The sequence below is a fragment of the Klebsiella sp. GG_Kp146 genome, from assembly GCF_040061975.1.
In the GTDB taxonomy this organism is placed as follows: Bacteria; Pseudomonadota; Gammaproteobacteria; order Enterobacterales; family Enterobacteriaceae; genus Klebsiella; species Klebsiella quasipneumoniae.
Window position 1 is genome coordinate 48,813 of the sequence record NZ_JBEAHA010000040.1, and the last position, 25,662, is coordinate 74,474.

Here is a 25,662-nt window from a genome sequence, read left to right on the forward strand (position 1 = left end):
TATTAAAAATTCACATACGCTGCAGGGGATCCCCCACAGCTTAGAAGCCATTTAGTTTGCGGTCTCGCGCCCACTCCTGCGGAGTAAAGGCCTTGATCGACAGCGCATGGATGCGGTTGTCAGCAATATATTCCATCAGCGGCGCGTAGACGCTCTGCTGCTTTTTAACCCGACTCATGCCATCGAACATCTCACCCACAGCAATAACCTGAAAGTGGCTGCCATCGCCAGAGACGTGGACTTCCTGGAGGGGGAGTGCGTTCATCAGCACGGTCTGAATTTCATGATTTTCCATGGGCTCAAATTTATCTGATAGTGAAAACAGCCCAACATCTTAGAGGAAAGTGGCGCGGTCTTAAACAAGCAAAAAGCCCCGGCGAAAAGATTGCCGGGGCTTTCGGAATAGCTTCAATGCTAAGGCACTGAAAAGATTATGGGATCATATCGGCAGGCAGGTTGTAAAGACCGACCAGCGTTTGCAGATTTTCGCTCTTGCCGATCAGCTGCGCTTCCCGGCCCTGGCGGCGAATCAGCGCGACAAAATGCACTAACAGCGCCAGGCCCGCCGTATCCACGCGCGTGGTCTGGCTGAGATCGATGATCGCTGTCCCCGCCGTCGCCTGGGCGCGTGCCTCCCAGAGCGGGACCAGCAGATCCTGATCCAGCTCTCCGTGCAGCGCCAGCGTCTCGCCATCACGAGTCCAGCTCAGCTGCCCGCTCATTATTTTTTCTGTTCCAGGGTGATCGGCTGAGCGGAGATCGCTTTCAGCTGCGCGGTCAGGCCATCAACGCCCTTGGTACGCAGCAGATCGCTCCACTCGTTTTGTTTGGTGGTGATCATGCTGACCCCTTCCGCGATCATATCGTAGGCCTGCCAGTTGCCGGTCTGGGTGTTTTTACGCCACTGGAAGTCGAGACGTACCGGCGGACGGCCATTCGGGTCGAGGATGGTGACGCGGATCGGAATGATGGTCGCGCTGCCCAGCGGCTGTTCCGGGGCAATCTGGTAGGTCTGACCGTGGTACATGGCCAGCGCCTGGCCATAGGCCTGCTTCAGGTATTCACGGAAGGCGGCAAAATAGGCTTCACGCTGCGCCGGGGTGGCTTCTTTGTAATAGCGGCCCAGCACCAGCGCGCCGGCATACTTCACCTGCACATACGGCAGAAGCTCCTGGTCGACGATGTCGCGCAGATAGTTAGGGTTGGCCTTGATCTTCGGCTGTTCATTCTTCAGGCGATCGAAGGTTTTCTGCGCCGCTTCATTCATCAGCTTATACGGATTGGACTGGTCTGCCGCCTGGACCGCGGTCAGCGGGGCAATCACCAGCATGGCGACCATGAGTAAGCGTTTAAACATATCGTATTTCTCCTGAAATTAATGCGTCGTGCCGGCTGCCGGCGTCGCGTCAGTATGACCTTCTGCCTCGGCCTTATCATTGCCAGAATTCTGATTGTCGCCGCCCTTGCTGTTATAAAGGAACTGACCAATCAGATCTTCCAGCACCATGGCGGACTTGGTGTCCTGGATAGTACCGCCGTCTTTAAGGATAGTCGTCCCGAGGTCCGGGTCTTCAAAACCGACGTTCAGCGCCAGATACTGCTCGCCCAGCAGGCCAGAGGTGCGGATCGCCAGCGAACTGGTATCGGGGATATGGTTGTAGCGCTCATCAATATCGAGCTCCACGCGCGGCAGATAGGTTTTCGGGTCGAGGGTGATGTCCGCCACGCGGCCAACAACCACACCGCCGATGCGCACCGGCGAGCGCGCTTTCAGGCCGCCGATATTATCGAAGGTCGCGTAAAGACGGTAAGTCGGCTCGGTACGTAACGAGGTGACGTTGGCCGCCTTCAGGCAGACAAACAGCGCCGCCAGCAGCGCCACCAGTAAGAACACCCCTACCCAGATTTCATTTTTTTTCGTTTGCATGAACTCAATTCCCAAACATCAGCGCAGTCAGCACAAAATCCAGCCCCAGAACCGCCAGCGACGCATGCACCACGGTGCGCGTAGTCGCCCGGCTAATCCCGGCGGAAGTGGGGATAGCGTCATAACCATTGAATAACGCAATCCAGGTTACCGTAATGGCGAATACCAGGCTCTTAATCAGGCAGTTCACCAGATCCATTCGCCAGTCGACGGCATTTTGCATCGCGGTCCAGAAAAAACCACCGTCAATGCCCTTCCAGCTCACGCCCACCAGCGCGCCACCCCAGATCCCCACCGCGACGAAGATAATCGTCAGCAGCGGCAGCGAAATGACGCCGGCCCAGAAACGGGGAGAAATGACGCGGCGCAGCGGATCCACCGCCATCATCTCCATACTGGAGAGCTGTTCCGTGGCCCGCATCAGGCCAATCTCGGCGGTCAGCGCCGACCCGGCGCGACCGGCAAACAGCAGCGCGGCGACCACCGGCCCCAGCTCGCGCAGCAGCGACAGCGCCACCAGCATGCCAAGACTGGTCTCTGCGCTGTAGGTGGTTAAGACCAGATAACCCTGCAGCCCGAGCACCATACCGATAAACAGGCCCGATACAATGATAATCAGCATCGACAGAACGCCGACGTTGTAGAGTTGACGAACCAGCAGCGGCGCGTGCTTGCGAAACTCTGGTTTGCCGACAACGGCGTTAAACAGCATTAATCCGGCGCGTCCAAAGGTCGCGGTGGTTTTAATACCGCGATGGCCTAGCGCGGCCAGCGCATTAAACAGCATCAGTCGCTCAACTCCCTATGCCTAATAAATCATGGTGATAGTCGCCAGCCGGATAACGGAACGGCACCGGACCGTCGGCAATACCATCAATGAACTGACGAACCCGAGGGTCGGCATTCTCCCGTAGCGACTGGGCGCTGCCGTGGGCGACAATCTTTTTATCCGCCACGATATACGCATAGTCCGCGATGCTCAGCACCTCAGGCACATCGTGCGAAACCACGATGCAGGTGACGCCCAGCGTGCTGTTGAGTTCAGAAATCAGCTTCACCAGCACGCCCATGGTGATGGGATCCTGCCCGACGAACGGTTCGTCGAACATAATGAGATCCGGCTCCAGGGCGATGGCCCTCGCCAGGGCGGCGCGACGCGCCATGCCGCCGGAAAGCTCGGAGGGCATTAACTTCGCCGCACCGCGCAGCCCCACCGCCTCCAGCTTCATCATCACCGTCGTATGCAGCAGCGCAGGCGGCAGATGCGTATGTTCGCGCAGCGGGTAGGCGACGTTGTCAAAAACATTGAGGTCGGTAAACAGCGCCCCGGACTGGAACAGCATGCTCATCCGCTTACGCACCGTGTACAGACGTGAACGGGTCATCTGCGGCACGTTCTCGCCATCGAACAGGATCTCTCCCCTGTCCGGCGGGATCTGTCCGCCGATCAGGCGTAACAGGGTAGTCTTGCCGATCCCCGAAGGTCCCATAATCGCAGTAATTTTACCGCGCGGCACCGACAGCGAGATGTCGTCGAAGATCACGCGATCGCCGCGAGAAAAGCGGATACCGCGCACTTCAACTAAATTCGCCTGAGTTTGGCTCATAAAATCATCCTTACTAAGCACCTGATGGGCAAGCATCGCCCTTTCTTACGCCACAATCACAACATTTTTACAGAATCTTACCTGCACAGGTTAGCGAAAGCTGGCATTTGTTTTACTTTTGGCACGCATAAAGTCAAAATTAAGAATTCGTTACGCTGCGTAGGGATAACCCAGCGAGGCGACGATTATACCTGAAGAAAGGACTTTAGATGCTCTTAGCGACGGCTCTGTTAATTATTGGTTTATTGCTGGTTGTCTACAGCGCCGATCGTCTGGTCTATGCCGCCTCCATCCTTTGTCGCATGTTGGGGATCCCGCCGCTGATCATCGGTATGACGGTGGTGAGTATTGGCACCAGCCTGCCAGAGATCATGGTTTCCACCGCGGCCTCGCTGCATGGGCAGACCGATCTGGCGGTGGGCACCGCGCTCGGCTCCAATATCACCAATATTCTCCTGATCCTCGGTCTGGCTGCCTTACTCAGGCCATTTACCGTGCATTCTGATATTCTGCGCCGCGAATTACCGCTAATGTTGCTGGTCAGCGTGCTGGCGGGGCTGGTGCTCTATGATGGTCAACTGTCCCGTCTCGACGGCCTGTTTTTACTGGCGCTGGCGCTGCTATGGCTGCTGTTCACCATCAAGATCGCCCGTCTGGCGGAACGCCAGGGAAGCGATAGCCTGACCCGCGAACAGCTGGCGGAACTGCCGCGTGAAGGGTCGCTGCCGGTCGCTCTGCTGTGGTTAGGGGTGGCGATGATCGTCATGCCGATGGCCACCCGCATGGTGGTGGATAACAGCACGGTGCTGGCAAACTATTTTGCTATCAGCGAACTGACCGTCGGCCTGACGGTAGTGGCGATAGGCACCAGCCTGCCGGAGCTGGCCACCGCCATCGCCGGGGCGCGCAAAGGGGAAGATGACATTGCCATCGGCAATATCATCGGCGCGAATATCCTCAATATTGCGCTGGTGCTGGGTTTGCCGGCGCTGATCGCGCCGGGAGCCTTTGCGGCGGAAGCCTTTACCCGCGACTATGGCGTGATGTTGCTGGTCAGCCTGATCTTCGCGGTGCTGTGCTGGCGCCGTAGGCAGCAGCCGGGACGACTGGTTGGCGCGCTGCTGGTCGGTGGTTTTGTGGTTTGGTTGGCGATGCTGTTCTGGACAGCGCCGCTCTTCGTTGAATGACTCGGGATAACATCATGTCGCAAATAGATTTGCCCACGGATTTTGACTTTCAACAGGCCGGCCGTCAGGTGCTGGAAATTGAACGTGAAGGTCTGGCCCAGCTCGATCAATATATAAATGAAGATTTCACCCGCGCCTGCGAAACGATTTTCCGCTGCGGCGGGAAAGTCGTGGTGATGGGGATGGGCAAATCCGGTCATATCGGCCGCAAAATGGCGGCAACCTTCGCCAGTACCGGCACGTCGGCATTTTTTGTCCACCCTGGCGAAGCCGCGCACGGCGATTTGGGCATGGTTACGCCGCAGGACGTGGTGATTGCGCTGTCGAACTCCGGCGAATCGAACGAAATCCTCGCGCTGATCCCGGTCCTGAAACGCCAGCAGGTGAAGCTTATCTGCATCACCAGCCGGCCTGAAAGCAGCATGGCGCGCGCGGCGGATATCCATCTGTGCGTGAAAGTGCCGAAAGAGGCTTGTCCATTAGGGCTGGCCCCCACCTCCAGCACCACCGCCGCGCTGGTGATGGGCGATGCCCTCGCCGTCGCCCTGCTGGAGGCTCGCGGCTTTACCGCTGAGGATTTCGCTCTCTCGCATCCGGGCGGCGCACTCGGTCGTAAGCTGTTGCTGCGCGTCAATGATATTATGCATACCGGTGATGAGATCCCGCACGTCGGCCTGCAGGCCACCCTGCGCGATGCGCTGCTGGAAATCACTCGTAAAAATTTAGGTATGACCGCTATCTGCGATGACGACATGAACATCATCGGTATCTTTACCGACGGTGACCTGCGCCGGGTCTTCGACACCGGCGTCGATATGCGCGATGCCAGCATTGCCGACGTCATGACCCGGGGAGGGATCCGCATCCGTCCCGGCACTCTGGCGGTGGATGCGCTAAACCTGATGCAATCCCGTCATATCACCTGCGTGCTGGTTGCCGATGGCGACCATCTGCTGGGTGTGGTACATATGCACGATCTCCTGCGCGCGGGCGTAGTGTAAGTAAGGAAAAAATAATGAATAATGCTGATGCTCAGTTAGCGACCTGCTATGGGCCGGTAAGCCAGACGTTTCTCGATCGCGCGGCTAAGATCCGTCTACTGATCCTCGATGTCGACGGTGTATTATCCGACGGGCTTATCTATATGGGTAATCACGGCGAGGAGCTGAAAGCGTTCAATGTCCGCGATGGCTATGGTATCCGCTGCGCGCTGACCTCTGGCATTGAAGTGGCGATTATTACCGGACGAAAAGCTAAACTGGTAGAAGATCGCTGTCAGACGCTGGGCATTACGCATTTGTATCAGGGGCAGTCGGACAAGCTGCTGGCGTTCCGCGATCTCACTGACAAACTGGGCGTGCGGCCAGAGGAAGTCGCCTACATCGGCGACGATCTGATTGACTGGCCGGTGATGGCCGAAGTGGGCCTCAGCGTCGCCGTCGCGGATGCGCATCCGCTGCTGCTGCCGCGCGCCGATTACATCACCCGAATTAATGGCGGACGCGGCGCGGTACGCGAAGTCTGCGATTTGTTACTATTGGCGCAGGGCAAGCTGGATGAGGCCAAAGGGCAATCAATATGAGTAAAACCAGACGTTGGGTTATCATTTTACTGTCGCTGCTTGCGCTGATCCTCATCGGACTGAATCTGGCGAATACGGACGACACGGCCCAGCCGGAGGTCAATCCCAACGACCCGACGTATAAAAGCGAACACACTGACACCGTGGTGTACAGTCCGGAAGGCGCCCTGAGCTATCGGCTGATCGCCGAGCACGTGGAGTATTTTTCCGATCAGGAGGTCTCCTGGTTTACCAAACCGGTGATGACTACCTTTGATACCAATAAGGTGCCGACCTGGTCAGTCAGGGCTGATAAAGCGAAGCTGACAAATGACCGGATGCTCTATCTTTACGGGCACGTTGAGGTGAATGCGCTCGCGCCAGACTCTCAACTGCGCAAAATTACGACGGATAACGCCCAGATAAATCTGGTAACGCAGGACGTTACCTCCGATGACATGGTGACGTTATACGGCACCACATTTAATTCCAGCGGCCTGAAAATGCGTGGAAACCTTCGCAGCAAAAATGCCGAGCTGATTGAAAAGGTGAGAACCTCTTATGAAATTCAGAACAAACAAACTCAGCCTTAAGATTGCGCTCGCCGGCGCGTTACTGGCCGCCAGCCTGCCGGCCCTCGCCAAGACGGGCGATACCGATCAGCCGATCCATATCGAATCCGATCAGCAGTCGCTGGATATGCAGGGCAACGTCGTCACCTTCACCGGTAACGTGGTCGTGACTCAGGGGACGATCAAGATTAACGCTGATAAAGTGGTAGTCACCCGTCCGGGCAATGAAAAAGGCAAAGAGGTGATCGAAGGTTTCGGTAACCCGGCCACCTTCTACCAGATGCAGGATAACGGCAAACCGGTAAAAGGCCGGGCGTCGAAAATGCGCTATGAGCTGCAGAACGATTACGTCGTGCTGACCGGCAACGCGTACCTTGAACAGCTCGACAGCAACATCAAGGGCGACAAGATCACCTATCTGGTGAAAGAGCAAAAAATGCAGGCCTTCAGCGACAAAGGTCGACGCGTCACCACCGTTCTGGTGCCGTCCGAGCTGCAGGACAAAAGCGGCAACCAGCAAAAGAAGAGTAACTAATCCGTTATGGCAACCTTAACTGCGAAGAATCTCGCTAAAGCGTATAAAGGCCGCCGCGTGGTGGAAGATGTCAGTCTCACCGTTAACTCGGGGGAGATTGTCGGCTTGCTCGGCCCCAACGGCGCCGGTAAAACCACCACCTTCTACATGGTGGTCGGGATTGTGCCGCGCGACGCGGGCAATATCATCATTGATGACGAAGACATCAGCCTGCTGCCGCTGCACGCGCGCGCGCGCCGGGGGATCGGCTATCTGCCGCAGGAAGCCTCGATTTTCCGTCGCCTGAGCGTCTATGACAACCTGATGGCGGTCCTGCAGATCCGTGACGATTTGAGCAGCGAACAGCGGGAAGATCGCGCCAAAGAGCTGATGGAAGAGTTTCATATTGAGCACCTGCGTGACAGCCTCGGTCAGGCGCTCTCCGGTGGCGAACGCCGCCGCGTCGAAATCGCTCGCGCGCTGGCGGCAAACCCGAAATTTATTCTTCTGGATGAACCCTTTGCCGGCGTGGATCCGATCTCGGTTATCGATATCAAACGCATCATTGAGCATTTGCGCGACAGCGGCCTCGGCGTACTGATTACCGATCATAACGTCAGAGAGACGCTCGCCGTCTGCGAACGCGCGTATATTGTCAGTCAGGGACACCTTATCGCTCATGGTACACCGCAGCAGATCCTCGAAGATGAGCAGGTTAAGCGCGTGTATCTTGGGGAAGACTTCAGACTCTGATAGGGTAGAGGTTACAGACGTTTTAGCCGGAGATATTTACCCTGAACATGAAGCAAGGTTTGCAATTAAGGCTTAGCCAACAGCTTGCCATGACGCCGCAGCTGCAGCAGGCGATTCGTTTGCTGCAGTTGTCCACGTTAGAACTCCAGCAAGAGCTCCAGCAAGCGCTGGAAAGTAACCCGTTGCTTGAGCAAACCGATCTTCACGACGAGGTAGAGGCGAAAGAGGTGGAGGACCGCGAGTCTCTCGATACCGTCGACGCGCTTGAGCAAAAAGAGATGCCCGACGAGCTTCCTCTCGATGCCAGCTGGGATGAAATCTATACCGCCGGTACGCCGTCAGGCAACGGCGTGGACTACCAGGACGACGAACTCCCCGTTTATCAAGGCGAGACCACCCAGACGCTGCAGGATTACCTGATGTGGCAGGTCGAGCTGACGCCCTTCACCGATACCGACCGCGCCATCGCCACCTCCATTGTCGACGCCGTTGACGATACGGGCTACCTCACCGTTCAGATTGAAGATATCGTCGACAGCATCGGCGATGAGGAGATCGGCCTCGAAGAAGTGGAAGCCGTCCTGAAGCGCATCCAGCGTTTCGATCCGGTGGGCGTCGCGGCGAAAGATCTGCGCGACTGCCTGCTGATCCAGCTCTCGCAGTTCGCCAAAGAGACGCCATGGCTGGAAGAGGCCCGGCTGATTATCAGCGATCATCTCGATCTTCTGGCCAACCATGATTTCCGCACCCTGATGCGGGTGACCCGCCTGAAAGAAGAGGTGCTGAAAGAGGCGGTAAATCTGATCCAGTCCCTGGATCCCCGTCCTGGCCAGTCCATTCAAACCAGCGAACCGGAATATGTCATTCCCGACGTGCTGGTGCGCAAGGTCAGCGGCCGCTGGACCGTGGAGCTCAACGCCGACAGCATTCCACGGCTGAAAATTAATCAGCAGTATGCGGCAATGGGCAACAGCGCCCGCAATGACGCCGACGGCCAGTTCATTCGCAGCAATCTTCAGGAAGCCCGCTGGCTGATCAAAAGTCTTGAAAGCCGCAACGACACCCTGCTTCGCGTCAGCCGCTGCATCGTAGAACAGCAGCAGGCTTTTTTCGAACAGGGTGAAGAGTATATGAAGCCGATGGTGCTGGCCGATATCGCCCAGGCCGTCGAGATGCATGAATCGACAATTTCCCGTGTCACCACGCAAAAATATCTGCACAGTCCGCGCGGTATTTTTGAACTGAAGTATTTCTTCTCCAGCCATGTTAATACCGAAGGCGGCGGCGAAGCCTCGTCGACGGCGATTCGCGCGCTGGTGAAGAAACTCATCGCCGCGGAAAACCCCGCGAAGCCGTTGAGCGACAGTAAGCTCACCTCCATGTTGTCCGAGCAGGGTATCATGGTCGCGCGCCGCACTGTCGCGAAGTACAGAGAGTCTTTATCCATCCCGCCGTCAAACCAGCGTAAACAACTGGTCTGACACAACCGATAAGGAAGACACTATGCAGCTCAACATTACAGGACACAACGTCGAGATCACTCCCGCGATGCGCGACTTCGTCACGGCGAAGTTCAGCAAGCTGGAACAATTTTTCGACCGGATCAATCAGGTCTATATTGTGTTAAAAGTAGAGAAAGTGACGCAAATTGCGGACGCGAATCTGCATGTCAACGGTGGCGAAATCCATGCCAGTGCGGAAGGGCAGGATATGTATGCGGCTGTCGATGGTCTTATCGACAAGCTGGCAAGGCAGTTAACGAAGCATAAAGATAAACTAAAACAACACTAATTGTCCGGGCCCCCCTGCGTCCGCCGTCAGTTAACATCGGCGACGGGCGCGGGGGCGCTCAGGTGAAATTATGATGAACAACGATTCGGCTCTACAACTGAGCAACGTCCTGAACCAGGAATGTACCCGTAGCCAGGTTCACTGCCAGAGCAAGAAGCGTGCTCTGGAAATCATTAGCGAACTGGCCGCCAAACAGTTAAGTTTGCCGCCGCAGGTGGTGTTCGAAGCGATCCTCACCCGCGAAAAAATGGGCAGTACCGGGATTGGCAATGGTATCGCCATTCCCCACGGAAAACTGGAAGAGGATACGCTGCGTGCTGTCGGCGTTTTTGTCCAGCTGGAAACCCCCATCGCCTTCGACGCGATCGACAATCAGCCTGTCGACCTGCTGTTCGCGCTGCTGGTGCCGGCCGATCAGACAAAAACCCACCTGCATACGCTCTCCCTGGTGGCCAAACGGCTGGCCGACAAAGCTATTTGTCGTCGCCTGCGCGCGGCGCAGAGCGATGAAGAGTTGTATGAGATCATCACCGAAGCAGGAAGCAGCGATGACGCATAACGGCAGTCGCACCTTATCCTTTATCGTACTGAGGAGAAACGGTACATGGTACTGATGATCGTCAGCGGCCGCTCGGGCTCGGGTAAATCCGTCGCTCTGCGAGCGCTGGAAGATATGGGCTTTTACTGCGTGGATAACCTGCCGGTCGTGCTGCTGCCCGATCTGGCACGGTCGCTGGCTGACCGCAATATTTCGGCGGCCGTCAGCATCGACGTGCGGAACATGCCGGAATCACCGGAGATCTTCGAGCAGGCCATGAAAAACCTGCCGGAGTGCTTTTCGCCGCAGCTGCTGTTTCTCGATGCCGATCGCAACACGCTGATCCGTCGATACAGCGACACCCGTCGCCTGCATCCGCTGTCGAGCAAGAATTTGTCGCTGGAAAGCGCCATCGACGAAGAGAGCGATCTGCTGGAGCCCCTGCGCTCGCGGGCCGACCTGATTGTCGATACCTCGGAGATGTCGGTTCACGAGCTGGCGGAAATGTTGCGCACCCGGCTGCTGGGTAAACGTGAACGCGAACTGACCATGGTCTTCGAATCCTTCGGCTTTAAGCACGGTATCCCGATCGATGCCGATTACGTCTTTGACGTGCGCTTTCTGCCAAACCCGCACTGGGATCCGAAGCTGCGTCCTATGACCGGTCTGGATAAACCGGTGGCCGCCTTCCTCGATCGGCACACCGAAGTGCACAACTTTATTTACCAGACCCGGAGCTATCTTGAGCTATGGTTACCGATGCTGGAGACCAACAATCGCAGCTATCTGACGGTGGCCATTGGCTGTACCGGCGGTAAACATCGTTCGGTTTATATTGCTGAACAACTGGCTGACTACTTCCGCTCGCGCGGCAAAAACGTACAGTCTCGTCATCGGACGCTGGAAAAACGTAAATCATGACCGTAAAGCAGACCGTTGAAATCACCAATAAGCTGGGCATGCACGCCCGCCCGGCGATGAAGCTGTTCGAACTAATGCAGAATTTCGATGCCGAGGTGTTGCTGCGCAACGATGAAGGCACGGAGGCGGAAGCCAACAGCGTGATTGCCCTGCTGATGCTGGACTCGGCGAAAGGACGGCAGATAGAGGTGGAGGCCAGCGGTCCGCAGGAAGTGGAAGCCCTCGCCGCGGTGATTGCCCTGTTTAATGCCGGGTTTGACGAAGATTAAACGTGAAGCTTCCCGGCGACGGACGACTGGCGACTGTACCAGCCCCGGCGCCGGATTAACCCGCTAATAGAGCTTATGCTCACGCATGAACCCTTCCCCACCCAGCTGTCGCATCTGACGTAAGATCCAGGCCTGGCGGTTGCGCACATAGCCCGAAGGCGCGTCGGCGCGATAGCGGATCGGGTTTGGCAGCACCGCGGCCAGCAGAGCCGCTTCCCCCGGCGTCAACTGGCTGGCGGGCTTATGAAAATAGCGCTGGGCGGCCGCTTCCACGCCAAAAATCCCATCGCCAAACTCAGCAATATTCAGGTAGACGGTCAGGATCCGCTTTTTACTCCACACGGTTTCCATGCCGACGGTCAACCCGGCTTCCAGCCCCTTGCGCAGCCAGCTACGTCCATCCCACAGAAACAGGTTTTTCGCCGTCTGCTGCGACAGCGTTGATGCGCCGCGAATGCGGGTATCGTGACGCTCATTGTGCGCCAGCGCCTTTTCTATCGCCGGGACGTCAAACCCCCAGTGTTCCGGGAACTTCTGATCTTCGGCGGCAATCACCGCCAGCCCCATCCACGGGGAGATGTTATCCATGGCGACCCAGTCGGAGTGCGCCAGATAGTGGACATCTCCGGACAGCCAGGCGCTAACCTGCCGCTCAAGCATGACCGCCGAAAAGGGCACCGGCAGCACGCTAAACAGCGCAATCCCCCCGCCCCAGAAGACGGCGGCGATCAGCAGCAGACGCAGCGCCAGTCGTTTAAGCAGCGCGAAGGGCGCAATGCGGAGCTTCATGAGCTCAGCGCCAGCACGCGGGCGACCAGTTTTTCGATCCCGGTAGCGGCTTGCGCAATATTCTCCGCCAGCATATACGCCGGAGTGGTAACCACTTTGTTCTCTTCATCCACCACGATGTCGTCGACCGGGCAAGGCACATGCTCCGCCCCCATCTCCTCCACCACATCGGCGGTGTCGAGATCGGTCCCGATAGTCATCCGCAGCGGAAACGCAAAGATCTTCGGCAGCAGCGCCGGAGCGATGCACATAAAGCCCAGCGGCTTGCCGGCCTGATGCATCGCCAGCGTCAGGGCCCGCAGGTCGCGGTCCACCTCGCATTCGCTGCCCTCGGCGGCGAAGCTGCTTAAGTTTTTCGCCGCGCCGAAGCCGCCGGGGACGATCAGCGCGTCCAGCGTCTCCTCACGCGCCTGCGCCAGCGGCAGGATGTCGCCGCGGGCGATGCGCGCCGCTTCAACCAGCACGTTGCGTTGCTCGGTCAACGGTTCGCCCGTCAGATGGTTGATGACGTCGCGCTGCGGTTTATCGGGCGCAAAGCAGACCGCCTGCGCGCCGTTGCGCGCGATCGCCAGCAGGGTAATCACTGCCTCATGAATTTCACTGCCGTCGTACACGCCGCAGCCGCTCAGTACCACACCAATTTTTTTCATCGCCTTCGCTCCTCCATGCAACTCGCTGAAACCAGTCAAAAATGTCGATTTACTCGCTATGCTTCACATATTTTACTGATTCATGTAACAAATTAGTTAAGCTTTGCTATCTTAATGAGCGAGCAATCCACTTCTCAGGTTGCGCCACGTAACAACATCACTCAAATCACACTGGCTCAACCACCAGTTCCCTGGTGTTGGCGCAGTATTCGCGCACCCCGGTCTGTCCGGGGTCATTTTTTCCCGGCCTTCGCCACCCACGCCTTCAGAACCGCCACGTCGTTTTGCCACTCGGATTTCATCTCTTCAACCCATTCAGCGACATTATCAGACCAGGCAGGCAGGTCCGGCGTCTGGATCTGCTGACCCAGCTGCTGGATGTGGCGCAGGCCAATAGAGCCCGCAGCCCCTTTGATCTTATGCCCCTCTTCAACGATCCCTTTTTGATCCCGGGCGGTGAGATTAGACTCAAGGACGGACATATAGCCCGGCATCATCTTCTCAAACACCGCGAGGCCATCGTTGATAAGCTTCGGTCCCACCAGTTCGATATATTGCTCAAGCATATCGGTATCCAGCACCGCATCGGCTTTATGCCGATCGGCCGCCGGCGCTTCCTGCGCCTCCTCTTCCGGCGCATCCCAGAATTTTTTAATCATGGCCGTCAGTGCCGGCACCGATAGCGGCTTGCTCAGCACATCGTCCATGCCGGCATCCAGATACTCTTTCTTATTCTTCAGCACGTTGGCGGTCAGGGCCACCAGCGGCGGCAGCTCATCCGCGGCAAAATTTTGTTTTAGCTGACGAGAAATATCCAGTCCCGTCATATCCGGCAGCTGGATATCCAGCAGCACCAGGTCGTACTCGCCAGGCTCAAACATCTCCAGCGCGGCTTTGCCGGTCATCGCGACATCCACGCTGTTGCCCAGCTTTTCCAGCACCGAGCGCGCCACAATGACGTTGAGCTCAATATCTTCCACCAGCAGCACGTTGAGCGCCGGTAATGGCATGTCGTCTTCCGCCAGCGTATCTTCCACTTCTTCCGCAATGGCAGGCGCATGGACGGTGAGCGTAAAGGTCGCCCCTTTACCCGGCTGGCTGGTGACGCTGATATCGCCGCCCATATTGCGCGCCAGGCGACGCGATACGGCGAGGCCAATCCCGGTGCCGGTGGCGGGTTTGCCGCCGTGGCTGTCTTTGACCTGGTAATACATGGCGAATATTTTGTCCTGCTCCGCTTCAGGAATACCAATCCCGGAGTCTTCCACTTCGAAGTGCAGGATATCGCCTTCGTCATAGCGCACGCGGACGTTCACCCCTCCGCCCTGTGGGGTAAACTTCACGGCGTTGCTGATAAGATTCCACAGGATTTGCCGCAGGCGGGTGCCATCGGTGATCACCTTGTGCGGCAGCGGCAGGCTCGGCTCCAGCACAAAGCGCAGTCCCTTCTGCTGCGCCTGCAGACCGGAAAGGTTTTCCAGGTCGGCAAGGAAGCTGGTGAAGTCCACCGGCTGGTTATCGAGCTGCACCTTACGGCGCTCCATTTTATCCATGTCGATAATATCATTGAAGATATTCCCCAGCGTCACCGCTGAGACATGGATGGTTTTCAGGTATTTTTCCTGCTCGCTGGTCAGTTCGGTATCCAGCAAAATTCGGCTCAGCCCGACAATCCCGTTCAGCGGGGTACGCAGCTCATGGCTGATGGTGGAGATGAAGGTGGTTTTATCCCGGCTGGCGCGTTCGAGGGCGTCCTGATAGCGTTTTCGTTCGGTGATATCGCGTCCGAAGCCCATCAGACCACGACGCTTACCGACGCGATCGTAGTACGGGACCTTGCGGATTTCGAAGCACGCTTTACGACCATCGGGATAGTCCAGCCACTGCTCATAGGTCAGCGATACATTGTGGCGGAACACCTTCTCATCGGTTTCCAACACCTTTTCCGCCGCCTCTTCGCTATAGACATCCTGCGGTTTGAGGTGGATCAGCTGTTTCTCGCTTTTGCCGGTCAGCAGCTCCATCGCCCGGTTACAGCCGGAAAACTCTTTATCCTCATTGCGGTAGAAGACCAGGTCCGGGGAGGCATCGAGGAAAGAGCGCAGAAAGGAGGATTGCTGTTCGAGCTGGATCTGCGTCTCTTCACGCTCTTTCATCTCGATCTTCAGCTGCTCGAGGGTGGTCTCACGCTCGGCTTCCGCCTTTTCACGTTCGCCAATCTCCTGATTCAACTGCGCGATATTGTCTTTCAGCTGCACGTTCAGCTTCAGATCGCGCTCACGCATCTCCTCCAGTTTCTCCACCAGCCGCGAAAGACGCTGGCGGGACTCTTCAAGCTGCTCCACCACCACCGAGAGAAAATAGACCGCCCACGGGGTGATCAGCAGACCGAAGAAGATAGAGCGGATAACGTCGATGCTTTCAACCTGGCCATGCAGCACCATGGTGACCGCCATCTGTACCACGATGGCCAGCACCACCAGCGCAAGTGCCAACAGCATTGAAAAGCGGACCAGACCCAGCTTCATCATCAGGTCGACATAATACTGCGCCAGCATACGAATTTGCTTCATAGGGGATTCCTTCACGACAACTCCGCACAATAATACTCAATTCTGAGCAATGCGCTGTAAGTTGTGCAAAAAATGCGGGAAGGAGCCGATATGACGGCTGGCCGCCGAGGCGAACCAGCCGCGAAAAAGAGGCATGGTCAGGAAGGGGTTAGCGCTTGCTTAGCGCCTCCCAGAGACCTTTGAGGTAGGTCACCCCGAGTGCGCGATCGTATAAACCATAGCCCGGGCGTCCGGTCTCTCCCCAGATAAAGCGGCCATGATCCGGACGTATATAGCCGTCGAAGCCGTTGTCGTGCAACGCTTGCATCACCTTGTACATATCCAGGGAGCCGTATTCTGACGGATGGGCGCACTCGTAAAAGTCTTTATCCTGCATCAGTTTAATATTGCGGACGTGGGCAAAATGGATCCGCTTGCGGCGGGTAAACTCAGCCAGAATAGCGTATACGTCGTTATCCGGATCTTCGGCAATCGAGCCGGTGCAGAGGGTGATGCCGTTGGCGGGTGAATCGACAGCCCGGCAGATCCAGTCCAGATCGTCGCGGTTTTTGACCACCCGCGGCAGGCCAAATATCGAGTACGGCGGATCGTCAGGGTGGATCGCCATTTTCACGCCCACCTCTTCGCAAACCGGGATCACCGCCTGCAGAAAATAGACCAGGTTCTCCCGCAGCTTATGGTCATCCACCGCGCTATATTTGGCAAACAGGGTCTGCACTTCCGCCAGCCGTTCCGGCTCCCAGCCCGGCAACGCGAAGCCGTTTGAATTCTCAAGCACCTCCTTCACCACGTCTTCCAGCCGCTTATCGATATCTTTCTTCTCAAAAGCCATCGTCAACGAGCCATCCGGCAGGACGTAGTTCATATCCGTCTTCATCCAGTCGAACACCGGCATGAAGTTATAGCAGATGACTTTGACGCCGAAGCGGGCAAGGTGGCGAATGGTCTGCTGATAGTTGGCAATATAGCGGTCACGAGAAGGGAGGCCGATTTTGATATCGTCATGGATGTTGACGCTCTCTATTACCTCCATTTTCAGGCCTGCGGCATGGGCCTGGCTGACCAGACGCTCAATTTTATCCTCCGGCCATACCTCGCCCACCGCGACGTCATAGAGCGCGCCGACCACCCCCTCCACGCCGGGGACCTGGCGTATATGCTCTAATGAAACCTTATCTTCCTCTGGTCCAAACCAGCGCATTGTCATCTGCATCGTCATCACCTGCTCAACATAGTTTAATTTCACCCTACTACCATACCAGTAATCATAATTGATTGAGCCTTAACTGTCGTGATGGCGATCACATTCCTGCTGACCGGCTCGCCGGTGAGGTCGCTTTCGCTACATTCATAATTTTTCTCAATTTATTTCAATAGATTAATCATTGCCGGGCTTTTTCTGACGACCTTCGCCAAATGTGATCCAGAGCTAGTTATGATCAATTGCATACTTGTATGGTAATAAAAGTCACGATATTTGTTCAGAAAACAGACAAGGGAAGGAACAAAAATGAGAAGCGTCGTTGTCAAAGAGCCAGGCCAACTGAACATCGAATCACGTCCGGTTCCCGCTCCGGGCGCCCACGAAGTCCGGGTGAAAATCGCCTTTGCCGGGATCTGCGGTTCCGATGTGCATATCTATCAGGGCCACAACCCCTTCGCGAAATATCCCCGCGTGATCGGCCATGAATTCTTCGGCATCATCGATGCCGTCGGCGAACAGGTCTCTCCGGCACGCATCGGCGAGCGCGTCGCAGTCGACCCTGTCGTCAGCTGCGGCCAGTGTTATCCCTGTTCGGTGGGGCGGCCGAATGTCTGTGCGCAGCTCCAGGTCATCGGGGTTCACCGCGACGGCGGATTCAGCGACTACGCCTGCGTGCCGGCGAAAAACGCCTGGCGCATTCCGGAAGCCATCAGCGATCGTCAGGCGACGATGGTTGAGCCTTTTACCATTGCGGCAAACATTACCGCCCAGCTGCAGCCCATGGCGCAGGATATCGCCCTGATCTACGGCGCAGGTCCGATGGGTCTGACGGTGATCCAGGCGCTGAAGGGGGTGTATGGCGTTAAGCAGGTGATCGTTGTGGACCGCATTGCCGAACGTCTGCAGATGGCGCGGGACAATGGCGCCGATCTGACGCTGGATAACACTCACCAGCCGCTGGCGGAACAGCTGGCGCAGCGGCAGATAGCCCCCACGCTGGTCATCGATGCCGCCTGCCACCCGGCGATCCTTCAGGAGGCCATTCTCCTCGCCTCTCCCGCCGCACGCATCGGCATACTCGGCTTCTCCGGCGAGGCGTCCACCCTCACCCAGCAAAGCATCACCAGTAAAGAGATCTCCATTTTCTCCTCCCGGCTGAACAGCGGACGTTTTCCGCTGGTCATCGACTGGATGGAGAAAGGCCTTATCCAGCCTGAGGCGTTAATCACCCACTGCATGCCGCTGGAGCAGGTAAAAGAGGCTATGGAGATTTTTGCCAACGATCGGAAAACCTGCTGCAAGGTATTGCTGCAGCTGGGGTAAATGCTAAATAACGGGCGACGTGAATATTGATATCCGTCGCGCCAGAGCTCAATAACATACTCATCACGGTGTCATCATGGGAAAAAATATCCGCTGGATTATCGTCCTGTTATTATTTTTAGTATATATGATTAATTATCTGGACCGGGTGGCGTTATCCATTACGGTACCGATGATTGAAAAGGATCTGGCGCTAAACGCCGAACAGTTTGGTATTATTTTCGGCAGTTTTTTCTTCGGCTACGCGGTATTTAATTTTATTGGCGGTCTGGCCGTGGATAAGTTTGGCGCAACGCTGGTCCTGGGGCTGGCGGTGGGGATGTGGTCGCTATTTTGCGGCTTAACCGCCTTTGCCACCGGCTTTTATTCCATGCTGATGCTGCGCGTCCTCTTCGGGATGGCTGAAGGCCCGATTTGCGCGTCGGCGAACAAGATGATCAACGGCTGGTTTCCTAAGAAGCAAGCGGCTACCGCCGTAGGGCTGCTCAGCGCCGGCTCTCCGCTGGGCGGCGCGGTTGCCGGCCCCATCGTCGGTTATCTGGCCCTCGCATTCGGCTGGCGCCCGGCGTTTATGATTATTTTCGCCATCGGTATTGTGTGGATGGTCGTGTGGTTTTTTATTGCCGCCAACTCGCCTGACAAACATAAGCATGTCAGTCAGGAAGAGCTCATGCTCATTAATAAAATGAAGCAAGAGGAGGACGCCCTGGAAACCGTAGAAAATCAAACCGCTCACTCACTGGGTTATTATCTCAAGCAGCCTATTATTCTGGTAACGGCCTTTGCGTTCTTCTGCTACAACTATATTTTGTTTTTCTTCCTCAGCTGGTTCCCGTCCTATCTGGTTCAGCAGCACCATCTGGATATTAAACAGATGAGCCTCACCACCATGATCCCATGGATAGTCGGCTTTGTCGGCCTGGCGCTGGGAGGCTATATTTCTGATAAAATTTTTAAACTCACCGGACGCCTGCTGCTGTCGCGCAAAATTGTGCTGGTGGTATGTCTGCTGATGGCCGCCATCTGTGTGGGGCTTGCCGGTACCGTCAGCAGCGTCGTTCCTGCCGTTCTGCTGATGTCGGTCTCCATCTTTTTCCTCTATGTCACCGGCGCGATCTACTGGGCGATTATCCAGGACGTGGTGCATAAATCCCGCGTCGGCGGCACCAGCGGCTTTATCCACCTTATCGGCAGCGTCTCCGGCATCGTGGGGCCGATTGTCACCGGCTATATCGTGCAGTCTACCGGTAAATTCGACAGCGCCTTTGTCCTCGCCGGCACTATCGCCGCGCTCGGCGCCCTGCTGGTACTGTTCGTGATCAAAACGCCACGCGTGACAATGAAAGCCAGTCAGGCATAGTCGACAGCAATACCATGCCCGGCGCAGTCATCACGCCGGGCATCCTCTGAGACTATTTCACCGCCTGGGGCGCGACCCAGCTGCGGCCCAGCGCCGAACCCTGAGCGCCCTGCTCATTCAGATAGCGATCCAGTTCAACCATTCCGGTCCAGCGATTTTCGCACCACAGCGGCGCGAGCAGCGTGGGCCGACGGGCGCTGGCCGATATGCGATGGTAGATCACCTCCGGCGGGGTGTGGCGGATCATCTCCCCGGCGATGACGGTATACGCCTCCAGTTCGATGCCATCGAGACGACCGGCCTGCCATGCTTTTGCCATAATGCTGCCTTTAACGATATGCAGCGGGTGCAGCTTGATGCCATCCACGCCGGTGGTCACGACCCGCTCCAGTGTCTCGAGGCCGTGCTCCTGGGTCTCCCCGGGCAGGCCGACAATGAGATGCGCGCAAACCTTCAGTCCGCGCTCACGCGCCAGACGCGCGGTGCGCTGGTAACAGGCGAAATCATGCCCGCGGTTAATGCGATGCAGGGTCTTATCATGCGCGGTCTGCAGCCCCAGCTCCAGCCATACCTCATACCCCTGCTGGTGGTATTCACTGAGCAGGTCGAGAACCGCCTCCGGCACGCAGTCCGGGCGGGTGCCGACGCAGAGGCCAACGATATTCGCCTCGCTGACGGCCTGGCGATACATCGAGCGGAGCACCTGCACTTCAGCAAAGGTGCTGGTATAGGCCTGAAAATAGGCCAGATAGCGCTTTGCCCGGTTAACGAGCTGCGCCTGATGGGCGAGCTGTTCGGCGATGGATCGATGCTGCTGGGCTTCATCCGCAAACGAGGCCACGTTACAGAAAGTGCAGCCGCCACGGCCCAGCGTACCGTCGCGGTTCGGGCAGCTAAAACCGCCGTGCAGCGTTAGCTTATGGACCTTTTCGCCATAGCGGCGCAGAAGATCCCCACCAAACATATTGACTAATTTCTGTAACTGCATAATCTGATAGACCGGCCTCAACAAAGGGGGCCAAGCCTGCCACTTTTCGTCACCGACGGCGATGACCTGGATCAATCGTCAGCGCGGCGCCCCGCTTCATTGCATAAACAATCATGATTACTGCAATTTCATTCACCCACAGGGTAATGAGTTTTCCTTATATTTCATCATCGCGCGGCCCTAATCTACTTTATGGTAAAAAACAGTATTAATATCCACCACATAAATTTATAGCAGTCAAATATGCTAATAATGAAATATATTTCAGCGCAGATCGGTAATGCAAAGCCGCGCGCACAGTGAGACAGATCACACTAGTCTTACCCTCTGCAGACGTATCCAAAGCATAAAAAATGGCATTATCTATTTTAAAAACAAAAAGTTAACACCTGTATAGCACATTTTTGTATTAATAAGATTGCCATTTGACGTAAGTGTGGATTCCCGATAAGTTGGGAATCCGCTGGAAGCTTTCTGGATGAGCACTCTGCTCATCATATTTATGCAGTAATTGAGATTCCCTCTTAACAGCAAGTCCTCAAACTTGTGTACCGATGCAAAAAGGATTTAAAGAGGGCGAATGCGAGGTGCAAACCCCGTCGCCATGCTCTTTCTGTGCCTGTGCGCAATCGGTATCGGAGGGGGTCCGTAGAGCCTGGGGAGGTTCACTGATATGTTGTACGACAAATCCCTTGAGAGGGATAACTGTGGTTTCGGCCTGATCGCCCACATAGAAGGCGAACCTAGCCACAAGGTAGTGCGAACCGCGATACACGCACTGGCCCGCATGCAGCACCGTGGCGCAATCCTTGCCGATGGTAAAACCGGCGACGGTTGCGGTCTGCTGCTGCAAAAACCCGATCGTTTCTTCCGCATCGTTGCCGAAGAGCGCGGCTGGCGTTTAGCCAAAAACTACGCCGTTGGGATGCTGTTCCTGAATAAAGATCCTGAACTGGCGAAAGCGGCACGCCGCATCGTTGAAGAAGAACTTCAGCTTGAGACCCTGTCGATTGTTGGCTGGCGCGATGTGCCGACCAACGAAGGCGTGCTCGGTGAAATCGCCCTCTCCTCGCTGCCCCGTATTGAGCAAATCTTTGTTAACGCCCCGGCTGGCTGGCGCCCGCGCGATATGGAGCGTCGTCTGTTTATTGCGCGTCGTCGCATTGAAAAACGCCTGCAGGAAGACAAAGATTTCTACGTTTGTAGCTTGTCCAACCTGGTCAACATCTATAAAGGTTTGTGTATGCCGGCGGATTTGCCGCGCTTCTACCTGGACCTCGCGGACCTGCGCCTGGAGTCGGCTATCTGCCTGTTCCACCAGCGCTTCTCCACCAACACCGTACCACGCTGGCCGCTGGCGCAGCCGTTCCGCTACCTGGCGCACAACGGTGAAATCAACACCATCACCGGCAACCGCCAGTGGGCTCGCGCCCGTACCTATAAATTCCAGACCCCGCTGATCCCGGACCTGCACGACGCCGCGCCGTTCGTTAACGAAACCGGCTCCGACTCCAGTTCAATGGACAACATGCTGGAGCTGCTGCTGGCCGGCGGGATGGACATCGTGCGCGCCATGCGTCTGCTGGTGCCGCCAGCCTGGCAGAACAACCCGGATATGGATCCGGAGCTGCGTTCGTTCTTCGACTTTAACTCCATGCATATGGAGCCATGGGACGGCCCGGCGGGCATCGTTATGTCCGATGGTCGCTACGCGGCCTGTAACCTCGACCGTAATGGCCTGCGCCCGGCGCGCTACGTCATTACCAAAGATAAGCTCATCACCTGCGCCTCTGAAGTCGGCATCTGGGACTACCAGCCGGACGAAGTGGTTGAGAAAGGCCGCGTGGGTCCGGGTGAGCTGATGGTTATCGATACCCGTGCCGGACGCATTCTGCACTCAGCGGAAACCGATGACGATCTGAAGAGCCGCCATCCGTATAAAGAGTGGATGGAGAAAAACGTTCGTCGCCTGGTGCCATTTGAAGATCTGCCGGACGAAGAGGTTGGCAGCCGCCAGCTGGACGACGATCTGCTGGCCAGCTACCAGAAACAGTTTAACTACAGCGCGGAAGAGCTGGACTCGGTGCTGCGCGTGCTCGGCGAAAATGGCCAGGAAGCGGTCGGCTCAATGGGCGATGACACGCCTTTCGCCGTCCTTTCCAGCCAGCCGCGCATTATCTACGATTATTTCCGTCAGCAGTTCGCCCAGGTGACGAACCCGCCTATCGATCCGCTGCGTGAAGCGCACGTCATGTCGCTGGCCACCAGCATCGGTCGCGAAATGAACGTCTTCTGCGAAGCGGAAGGCCAGGCGCATCGTCTGAGCTTCAAATCGCCGATCCTGCTGTACTCCGATTTCAAACAGCTGACGACGATGGAAGAAGAGCACTATCGTGCCGACGTCCTCGACATCACCTTCAACCCGGCAGAGGCTTCCCTCAGCGAGACGGTGAAGGCCCTGTGCGACAAAGCGGAGCAAATGGTACGCGATGGTACCGTGCTGCTGGTTCTTTCTGACCGCAACATCGCCAAAGACCGCCTGCCGGTGCCGGCGCCGATGGCCGTTGGCGCGATCCAGACCCGTCTGGTCGATAAAAGTCTGCGCTGCGATGCCAACATCATCGTTGAAACCGCCAGCGCCCGCGATCCGCATCACTTCGCCGTGCTGCTGGGCTTCGGCGCGACAGCTATCTATCCGTACCTCGCCTATGAAACGCTGGCGAAGCTGGTCGACAGCAAAGCTATCGATAAACCGTACCGTGCGGTGATGCTGAACTATCGCAACGGTATCAATAAAGGTCTGTATAAGATCATGTCCAAGATGGGGATCTCGACCATCGCCTCCTACCGCTGCTCGAAGCTGTTCGAAGCGGTCGGTCTGCATCGCGATGTCTCCGAGCTCTGCTTCCAGGGCGTGGTCAGCCGCATCGGCGGCGCCGGCTTCGACGATTTCCAGCAGGACCTGCTGAATCTGTCGAAACGCGCCTGGCTGGCGCGCAAGCCGCTGGCTCAGGGCGGTCTGCTGAAGTACGTTCACGGCGGCGAATATCACGCCTACAACCCGGACGTGGTGCGTACCCTGCAGCAGGCTGTGCAGAGCGGCGAGTACAGCGATTATCAACAATACGCGAAGCTGGTTAACGAACGTCCGGCGGCCACGCTGCGCGATCTGCTGGCGCTCAATCCGGGCGAAGACGCCATCAGCATCGACGACGTGGAGCCGGCGAAGGAGCTGTTCAAACGCTTCGATACCGCAGCGATGTCGATCGGCGCCCTGAGTCCGGAAGCGCACGAATCGCTGGCGGAAGCGATGAACAGCATCGGCGGCTTCTCTAACTCCGGTGAAGGCGGTGAAGACCCGGCGCGATACGGCACCAATAAAGTGTCGCGCATCAAGCAGGTGGCGTCCGGCCGCTTCGGCGTCACCCCAGCCTATCTGGTCAATGCCGACGTTATCCAGATCAAAGTCGCCCAGGGCGCGAAGCCGGGTGAAGGCGGCCAGCTGCCGGGTGATAAAGTCACTCCGTACATCGCCAAACTGCGCTATTCGGTACCGGGCGTGACGCTGATCTCCCCGCCGCCGCACCACGATATCTACTCTATCGAGGATTTGGCGCAGCTGATTTTCGACCTCAAGCAGGTCAACCCGAAAGCGATGATTTCGGTCAAACTGGTTTCTGAACCGGGCGTGGGCACCATCGCCACCGGCGTAGCCAAAGCTTATGCCGACCTGATCACCATCGCCGGCTACGACGGCGGCACCGGGGCGAGCCCGCTCTCTTCCGTGAAATATGCCGGCTGTCCGTGGGAGCTTGGTCTGGTGGAAACCCAGCAGGCGCTGGTCGCTAACGGCCTGCGTCATAAGATCCGTCTGCAGGTGGATGGCGGCCTGAAAACCGGCCTCGATATCATCAAAGCGGCGATCCTCGGCGCGGAAAGCTTCGGTTTCGGTACCGGCCCGATGGTGGCGCTGGGCTGTAAATACCTGCGTATTTGCCACCTGAACAACTGCGCGACCGGCGTGGCGACCCAGGATGACAAACTGCGTAAGAACCACTATCACGGTCTGCCGTTCAAAGTGACCAACTACTTTGAATTTATCGCCCGTGAAACCCGCGAGCTGATGGCCCAGCTGGGCGTCAAGCGCCTGGTGGATCTGATTGGCCGCACCGATCTGCTCAAAGAGCTGGATGGGTTCACCGCCAAGCAGCAGAAACTGGATCTGGGTAAACTGCTGGAGACCGCAGAGCCGCATCCTGGCAAAGCGCTGTACTGCACCGAAAATAACCCGCCGTTCGATAACGGCGTGCTCAACGCCCAGCTGCTGCAGCAGGCGAAACCGTACGTGGATGAAAAGCAGAGCAAAACGTTCTGGTTCGATATCCGCAATACCGACCGCTCCGTGGGAGCCTCGCTGTCCGGGTATATCGCCCAGACCCATGGCGACCAGGGACTGGCGGGCGACCCGATCGTCGCTCACTTTAGCGGCACCGCGGGCCAGAGCTTCGGCGTGTGGAACGCCGGCGGCGTGGAACTGCATCTGACGGGCGACGCCAACGACTATGTCGGCAAAGGCATGGCGGGCGGTCTGCTGGCCATTCGTCCGCCGGTGGGCTCCGCTTTCCGCAGCCACGAAGCCAGCATTATCGGCAACACCTGCCTGTACGGCGCGACCGGTGGTCGTCTGTACGCCGCAGGCCGCGCAGGTGAGCGTTTCGCGGTGCGTAACTCCGGCGCCATCACCGTGGTGGAAGGCATCGGCGACAACGGCTGTGAATACATGACCGGCGGTATCGTCTGCGTGCTCGGTAAAACCGGCGTCAACTTTGGCGCAGGGATGACCGGCGGCTTTGCCTATGTCCTGGATGAAGATGGCGACTTCCGTAAACGCGTGAACCCGGAGCTGGTGGAAGTGCTGGACGTTGACTCTCTGGCCATCCATGAAGAGCACCTGCGCGGTTTAATCACCGAGCACGTGCAGCTTACCGGTTCGCAACGCGGCGAAGAGATCCTCGCCAACTGGCCGGCCTTCTCCGCGAAGTTTGCGCTGGTTAAACCGAAGTCCAGCGATGTTAAAGCACTGTTGGGTCACCGTAGTCGTTCCGCAGCTGAGCTGCGGGTGCAGGCGCAGTAAG

General features: G+C 57.1%; 25 protein-coding genes. 14 read left to right on the forward strand and 11 right to left on the reverse strand.

Features of this window, described 5'->3' with window-relative positions; all coding sequences use genetic code 11:
- Positions 1 to 40: 40 nt before the first annotated feature.
- The 6 genes from ibaG to mlaF all read right to left on the reverse strand — a co-directional run bounded on the left by ibaG (position 41) and on the right by mlaF (position 3,534).
- Entirely contained in the window at positions 41 to 295 is a 255-nt protein-coding gene (gene ibaG / locus ABLU95_RS23140; protein WP_004144910.1) for a BolA family iron metabolism protein IbaG, read from the reverse strand.
- Positions 296 to 431: 136 nt separating this feature from the next.
- On the reverse strand, positions 432 to 722 hold the full coding sequence (gene mlaB, locus ABLU95_RS23145; RefSeq protein WP_023291125.1) for a lipid asymmetry maintenance protein MlaB: 291 nt from the start codon (positions 720 to 722) through the stop codon (positions 432 to 434).
- Positions 722 to 1,357 (reverse strand): phospholipid-binding protein MlaC, encoded by a 636-nt coding sequence (gene mlaC / locus ABLU95_RS23150; RefSeq protein WP_023291126.1) that lies wholly within the window; start codon positions 1,355 to 1,357, stop codon positions 722 to 724. The genes mlaB and mlaC overlap by 1 nt, the downstream gene beginning before the upstream one ends.
- Positions 1,358 to 1,375: 18 nt before the next feature.
- Positions 1,376 to 1,927 (reverse strand): outer membrane lipid asymmetry maintenance protein MlaD, encoded by a 552-nt coding sequence (mlaD, locus tag ABLU95_RS23155; protein WP_004206195.1) that lies wholly within the window; start codon positions 1,925 to 1,927, stop codon positions 1,376 to 1,378.
- A 4-nt stretch (positions 1,928 to 1,931) separates the two neighbouring features.
- Positions 1,932 to 2,714: a lipid asymmetry maintenance ABC transporter permease subunit MlaE gene (mlaE, locus tag ABLU95_RS23160; protein WP_004150949.1), complete on the reverse strand. Its 783-nt coding sequence runs from the start codon at positions 2,712 to 2,714 to the stop codon at positions 1,932 to 1,934.
- 7 nt (positions 2,715 to 2,721) lie between these two features.
- Positions 2,722 to 3,534 (reverse strand): phospholipid ABC transporter ATP-binding protein MlaF, encoded by an 813-nt coding sequence (mlaF, locus tag ABLU95_RS23165; protein WP_004206196.1) that lies wholly within the window; start codon positions 3,532 to 3,534, stop codon positions 2,722 to 2,724.
- 209 nt (positions 3,535 to 3,743) lie between these two features.
- Between mlaF and ABLU95_RS23170 the strand changes: the two genes are divergently transcribed.
- The 11 genes from ABLU95_RS23170 (at position 3,744) to npr (ending at position 11,640) form a co-directional block, all read left to right on the forward strand.
- Positions 3,744 to 4,721: a calcium/sodium antiporter gene (locus ABLU95_RS23170; protein ID WP_023291127.1), complete on the forward strand. Its 978-nt coding sequence runs from the start codon at positions 3,744 to 3,746 to the stop codon at positions 4,719 to 4,721.
- A gap of 14 nt (positions 4,722 to 4,735) precedes the next feature.
- A complete protein-coding gene (gene kdsD, locus ABLU95_RS23175; protein ID WP_023291128.1) occupies positions 4,736 to 5,722 on the forward strand; it encodes an arabinose-5-phosphate isomerase KdsD in 987 nt (328 codons plus the stop codon).
- A gap of 14 nt (positions 5,723 to 5,736) precedes the next feature.
- Positions 5,737 to 6,303, forward strand: coding sequence for a 3-deoxy-manno-octulosonate-8-phosphatase KdsC (gene kdsC, locus ABLU95_RS23180; protein ID WP_023319211.1), 567 nt, complete (start codon positions 5,737 to 5,739; stop codon positions 6,301 to 6,303).
- On the forward strand, positions 6,300 to 6,875 hold the full coding sequence (lptC, locus tag ABLU95_RS23185; RefSeq protein ID WP_002918413.1) for an LPS export ABC transporter periplasmic protein LptC: 576 nt from the start codon (positions 6,300 to 6,302) through the stop codon (positions 6,873 to 6,875). The genes kdsC and lptC overlap by 4 nt, the downstream gene beginning before the upstream one ends.
- Complete coding sequence (lptA, locus tag ABLU95_RS23190; RefSeq protein WP_002918415.1) at positions 6,844 to 7,389, forward strand: lipopolysaccharide ABC transporter substrate-binding protein LptA; 546 nt, start codon at positions 6,844 to 6,846, stop codon at positions 7,387 to 7,389. The genes lptC and lptA overlap by 32 nt, the downstream gene beginning before the upstream one ends.
- A gap of 6 nt (positions 7,390 to 7,395) precedes the next feature.
- Entirely contained in the window at positions 7,396 to 8,121 is a 726-nt protein-coding gene (gene lptB / locus ABLU95_RS23195) for an LPS export ABC transporter ATP-binding protein (protein WP_004206203.1), read from the forward strand.
- A gap of 47 nt (positions 8,122 to 8,168) precedes the next feature.
- Positions 8,169 to 9,602, forward strand: a complete 1,434-nt coding sequence (gene rpoN, locus ABLU95_RS23200) for an RNA polymerase factor sigma-54 (protein WP_004206204.1) — start codon at positions 8,169 to 8,171, stop codon at positions 9,600 to 9,602.
- A gap of 22 nt (positions 9,603 to 9,624) precedes the next feature.
- On the forward strand, positions 9,625 to 9,912 hold the full coding sequence (gene hpf / locus ABLU95_RS23205) for a ribosome hibernation promoting factor (protein ID WP_004206206.1): 288 nt from the start codon (positions 9,625 to 9,627) through the stop codon (positions 9,910 to 9,912).
- A gap of 70 nt (positions 9,913 to 9,982) precedes the next feature.
- Complete coding sequence (gene ptsN / locus ABLU95_RS23210) at positions 9,983 to 10,471, forward strand: PTS IIA-like nitrogen regulatory protein PtsN (RefSeq protein ID WP_004144926.1); 489 nt, start codon at positions 9,983 to 9,985, stop codon at positions 10,469 to 10,471.
- Positions 10,472 to 10,516: 45 nt separating this feature from the next.
- Positions 10,517 to 11,371, forward strand: a complete 855-nt coding sequence (gene rapZ / locus ABLU95_RS23215; RefSeq protein WP_004206208.1) for an RNase adapter RapZ — start codon at positions 10,517 to 10,519, stop codon at positions 11,369 to 11,371.
- Entirely contained in the window at positions 11,368 to 11,640 is a 273-nt protein-coding gene (npr, locus tag ABLU95_RS23220) for a PTS phosphocarrier protein NPr (protein WP_002918431.1), read from the forward strand. The genes rapZ and npr overlap by 4 nt, the downstream gene beginning before the upstream one ends.
- Before the next feature lie 63 nt (positions 11,641 to 11,703).
- On the opposite strand, the gene mtgA is transcribed toward npr, so the two are convergent.
- From mtgA to uxuA, 4 genes are all read right to left on the reverse strand, one after another.
- Complete coding sequence (gene mtgA / locus ABLU95_RS23225; RefSeq protein ID WP_023291131.1) at positions 11,704 to 12,429, reverse strand: monofunctional biosynthetic peptidoglycan transglycosylase; 726 nt, start codon at positions 12,427 to 12,429, stop codon at positions 11,704 to 11,706.
- The gene (elbB, locus tag ABLU95_RS23230; RefSeq protein ID WP_348880430.1) at positions 12,426 to 13,079 is read right to left on the reverse strand and encodes an isoprenoid biosynthesis glyoxalase ElbB; all 654 of its coding nucleotides are present in this window, start codon (positions 13,077 to 13,079) and stop codon (positions 12,426 to 12,428) included. Before elbB ends, mtgA begins: the two co-directional genes overlap by 4 nt.
- A gap of 233 nt (positions 13,080 to 13,312) precedes the next feature.
- Positions 13,313 to 15,652, reverse strand: a complete 2,340-nt coding sequence (arcB, locus tag ABLU95_RS23235; protein WP_032454177.1) for an aerobic respiration two-component sensor histidine kinase ArcB — start codon at positions 15,650 to 15,652, stop codon at positions 13,313 to 13,315.
- Positions 15,653 to 15,800: 148 nt separating this feature from the next.
- Positions 15,801 to 16,865: a mannonate dehydratase gene (gene uxuA / locus ABLU95_RS23240; RefSeq protein ID WP_025999212.1), complete on the reverse strand. Its 1,065-nt coding sequence runs from the start codon at positions 16,863 to 16,865 to the stop codon at positions 15,801 to 15,803.
- Positions 16,866 to 17,162: 297 nt separating this feature from the next.
- Here uxuA and ABLU95_RS23245 point away from each other — a divergent pair, with 297 nt between their 5' ends.
- Both ABLU95_RS23245 and ABLU95_RS23250 read left to right on the forward strand, forming a co-directional pair.
- Positions 17,163 to 18,179, forward strand: a complete 1,017-nt coding sequence (locus ABLU95_RS23245; protein ID WP_023291135.1) for a Zn-dependent oxidoreductase — start codon at positions 17,163 to 17,165, stop codon at positions 18,177 to 18,179.
- Between the two features lie 76 nt (positions 18,180 to 18,255).
- Positions 18,256 to 19,539, forward strand: coding sequence for an MFS transporter (locus tag ABLU95_RS23250; RefSeq protein WP_023291136.1), 1,284 nt, complete (start codon positions 18,256 to 18,258; stop codon positions 19,537 to 19,539).
- 52 nt (positions 19,540 to 19,591) lie between these two features.
- Here ABLU95_RS23250 and ABLU95_RS23255 read toward each other — a convergent pair whose 3' ends face one another.
- Entirely contained in the window at positions 19,592 to 20,527 is a 936-nt protein-coding gene (locus tag ABLU95_RS23255) for a TIGR01212 family radical SAM protein (protein ID WP_348880431.1), read from the reverse strand.
- A 673-nt stretch (positions 20,528 to 21,200) separates the two neighbouring features.
- Between ABLU95_RS23255 and gltB the strand changes: the two genes are divergently transcribed.
- Positions 21,201 to 25,661 carry a glutamate synthase large subunit gene (gene gltB / locus ABLU95_RS23260; RefSeq protein ID WP_023291138.1) on the forward strand — a complete coding sequence of 1,487 codons (4,461 nt, stop codon included), beginning with the start codon at positions 21,201 to 21,203 and terminating at the stop codon, positions 25,659 to 25,661.
- The last annotated feature ends 1 nt before the right edge of the window (position 25,662 follow it).

Bases quoted from the DNA above. Each gene is read 5' to 3' on its own strand.
- mlaF (WP_004206196.1), bottom strand. From the start codon at position 3,534: ATGAGCCAAACTCAGGCGAATTTAGTTGAAGTGCGCGGTATCCGCTTT.
- uxuA (WP_025999212.1), bottom strand. From the start codon at position 16,865: ATGCAGATGACAATGCGCTGGTTTGGACCAGAGGAAGATAAGGTTTCA.
- hpf (WP_004206206.1), top strand. From the start codon at position 9,625: ATGCAGCTCAACATTACAGGACACAACGTCGAGATCACTCCCGCGATG.
- ibaG (WP_004144910.1), bottom strand. From the start codon at position 295: ATGGAAAATCATGAAATTCAGACCGTGCTGATGAACGCACTCCCCCTC.
- mlaC (WP_023291126.1), bottom strand. From the start codon at position 1,357: ATGTTTAAACGCTTACTCATGGTCGCCATGCTGGTGATTGCCCCGCTG.
- gltB (WP_023291138.1), top strand. From the start codon at position 21,201: ATGTTGTACGACAAATCCCTTGAGAGGGATAACTGTGGTTTCGGCCTG.
- lptB (WP_004206203.1), top strand. From the start codon at position 7,396: ATGGCAACCTTAACTGCGAAGAATCTCGCTAAAGCGTATAAAGGCCGC.
- rapZ (WP_004206208.1), top strand. From the start codon at position 10,517: ATGGTACTGATGATCGTCAGCGGCCGCTCGGGCTCGGGTAAATCCGTC.
- mtgA (WP_023291131.1), bottom strand. From the start codon at position 12,429: ATGAAGCTCCGCATTGCGCCCTTCGCGCTGCTTAAACGACTGGCGCTG.
- kdsC (WP_023319211.1), top strand. From the start codon at position 5,737: ATGAATAATGCTGATGCTCAGTTAGCGACCTGCTATGGGCCGGTAAGC.
- ABLU95_RS23170 (WP_023291127.1), top strand. From the start codon at position 3,744: ATGCTCTTAGCGACGGCTCTGTTAATTATTGGTTTATTGCTGGTTGTC.
- kdsD (WP_023291128.1), top strand. From the start codon at position 4,736: ATGTCGCAAATAGATTTGCCCACGGATTTTGACTTTCAACAGGCCGGC.
- ABLU95_RS23250 (WP_023291136.1), top strand. From the start codon at position 18,256: ATGGGAAAAAATATCCGCTGGATTATCGTCCTGTTATTATTTTTAGTA.
- mlaB (WP_023291125.1), bottom strand. From the start codon at position 722: ATGAGCGGGCAGCTGAGCTGGACTCGTGATGGCGAGACGCTGGCGCTG.
- lptC (WP_002918413.1), top strand. From the start codon at position 6,300: ATGAGTAAAACCAGACGTTGGGTTATCATTTTACTGTCGCTGCTTGCG.
- npr (WP_002918431.1), top strand. From the start codon at position 11,368: ATGACCGTAAAGCAGACCGTTGAAATCACCAATAAGCTGGGCATGCAC.
- elbB (WP_348880430.1), bottom strand. From the start codon at position 13,079: ATGAAAAAAATTGGTGTGGTACTGAGCGGCTGCGGCGTGTACGACGGC.
- mlaD (WP_004206195.1), bottom strand. From the start codon at position 1,927: ATGCAAACGAAAAAAAATGAAATCTGGGTAGGGGTGTTCTTACTGGTG.
- arcB (WP_032454177.1), bottom strand. From the start codon at position 15,652: ATGAAGCAAATTCGTATGCTGGCGCAGTATTATGTCGACCTGATGATG.
- ABLU95_RS23245 (WP_023291135.1), top strand. From the start codon at position 17,163: ATGAGAAGCGTCGTTGTCAAAGAGCCAGGCCAACTGAACATCGAATCA.
- rpoN (WP_004206204.1), top strand. From the start codon at position 8,169: ATGAAGCAAGGTTTGCAATTAAGGCTTAGCCAACAGCTTGCCATGACG.
- ptsN (WP_004144926.1), top strand. From the start codon at position 9,983: ATGATGAACAACGATTCGGCTCTACAACTGAGCAACGTCCTGAACCAG.
- mlaE (WP_004150949.1), bottom strand. From the start codon at position 2,714: ATGCTGTTTAATGCGCTGGCCGCGCTAGGCCATCGCGGTATTAAAACC.
- lptA (WP_002918415.1), top strand. From the start codon at position 6,844: ATGAAATTCAGAACAAACAAACTCAGCCTTAAGATTGCGCTCGCCGGC.
- ABLU95_RS23255 (WP_348880431.1), bottom strand. From the start codon at position 20,527: ATGCAGTTACAGAAATTAGTCAATATGTTTGGTGGGGATCTTCTGCGC.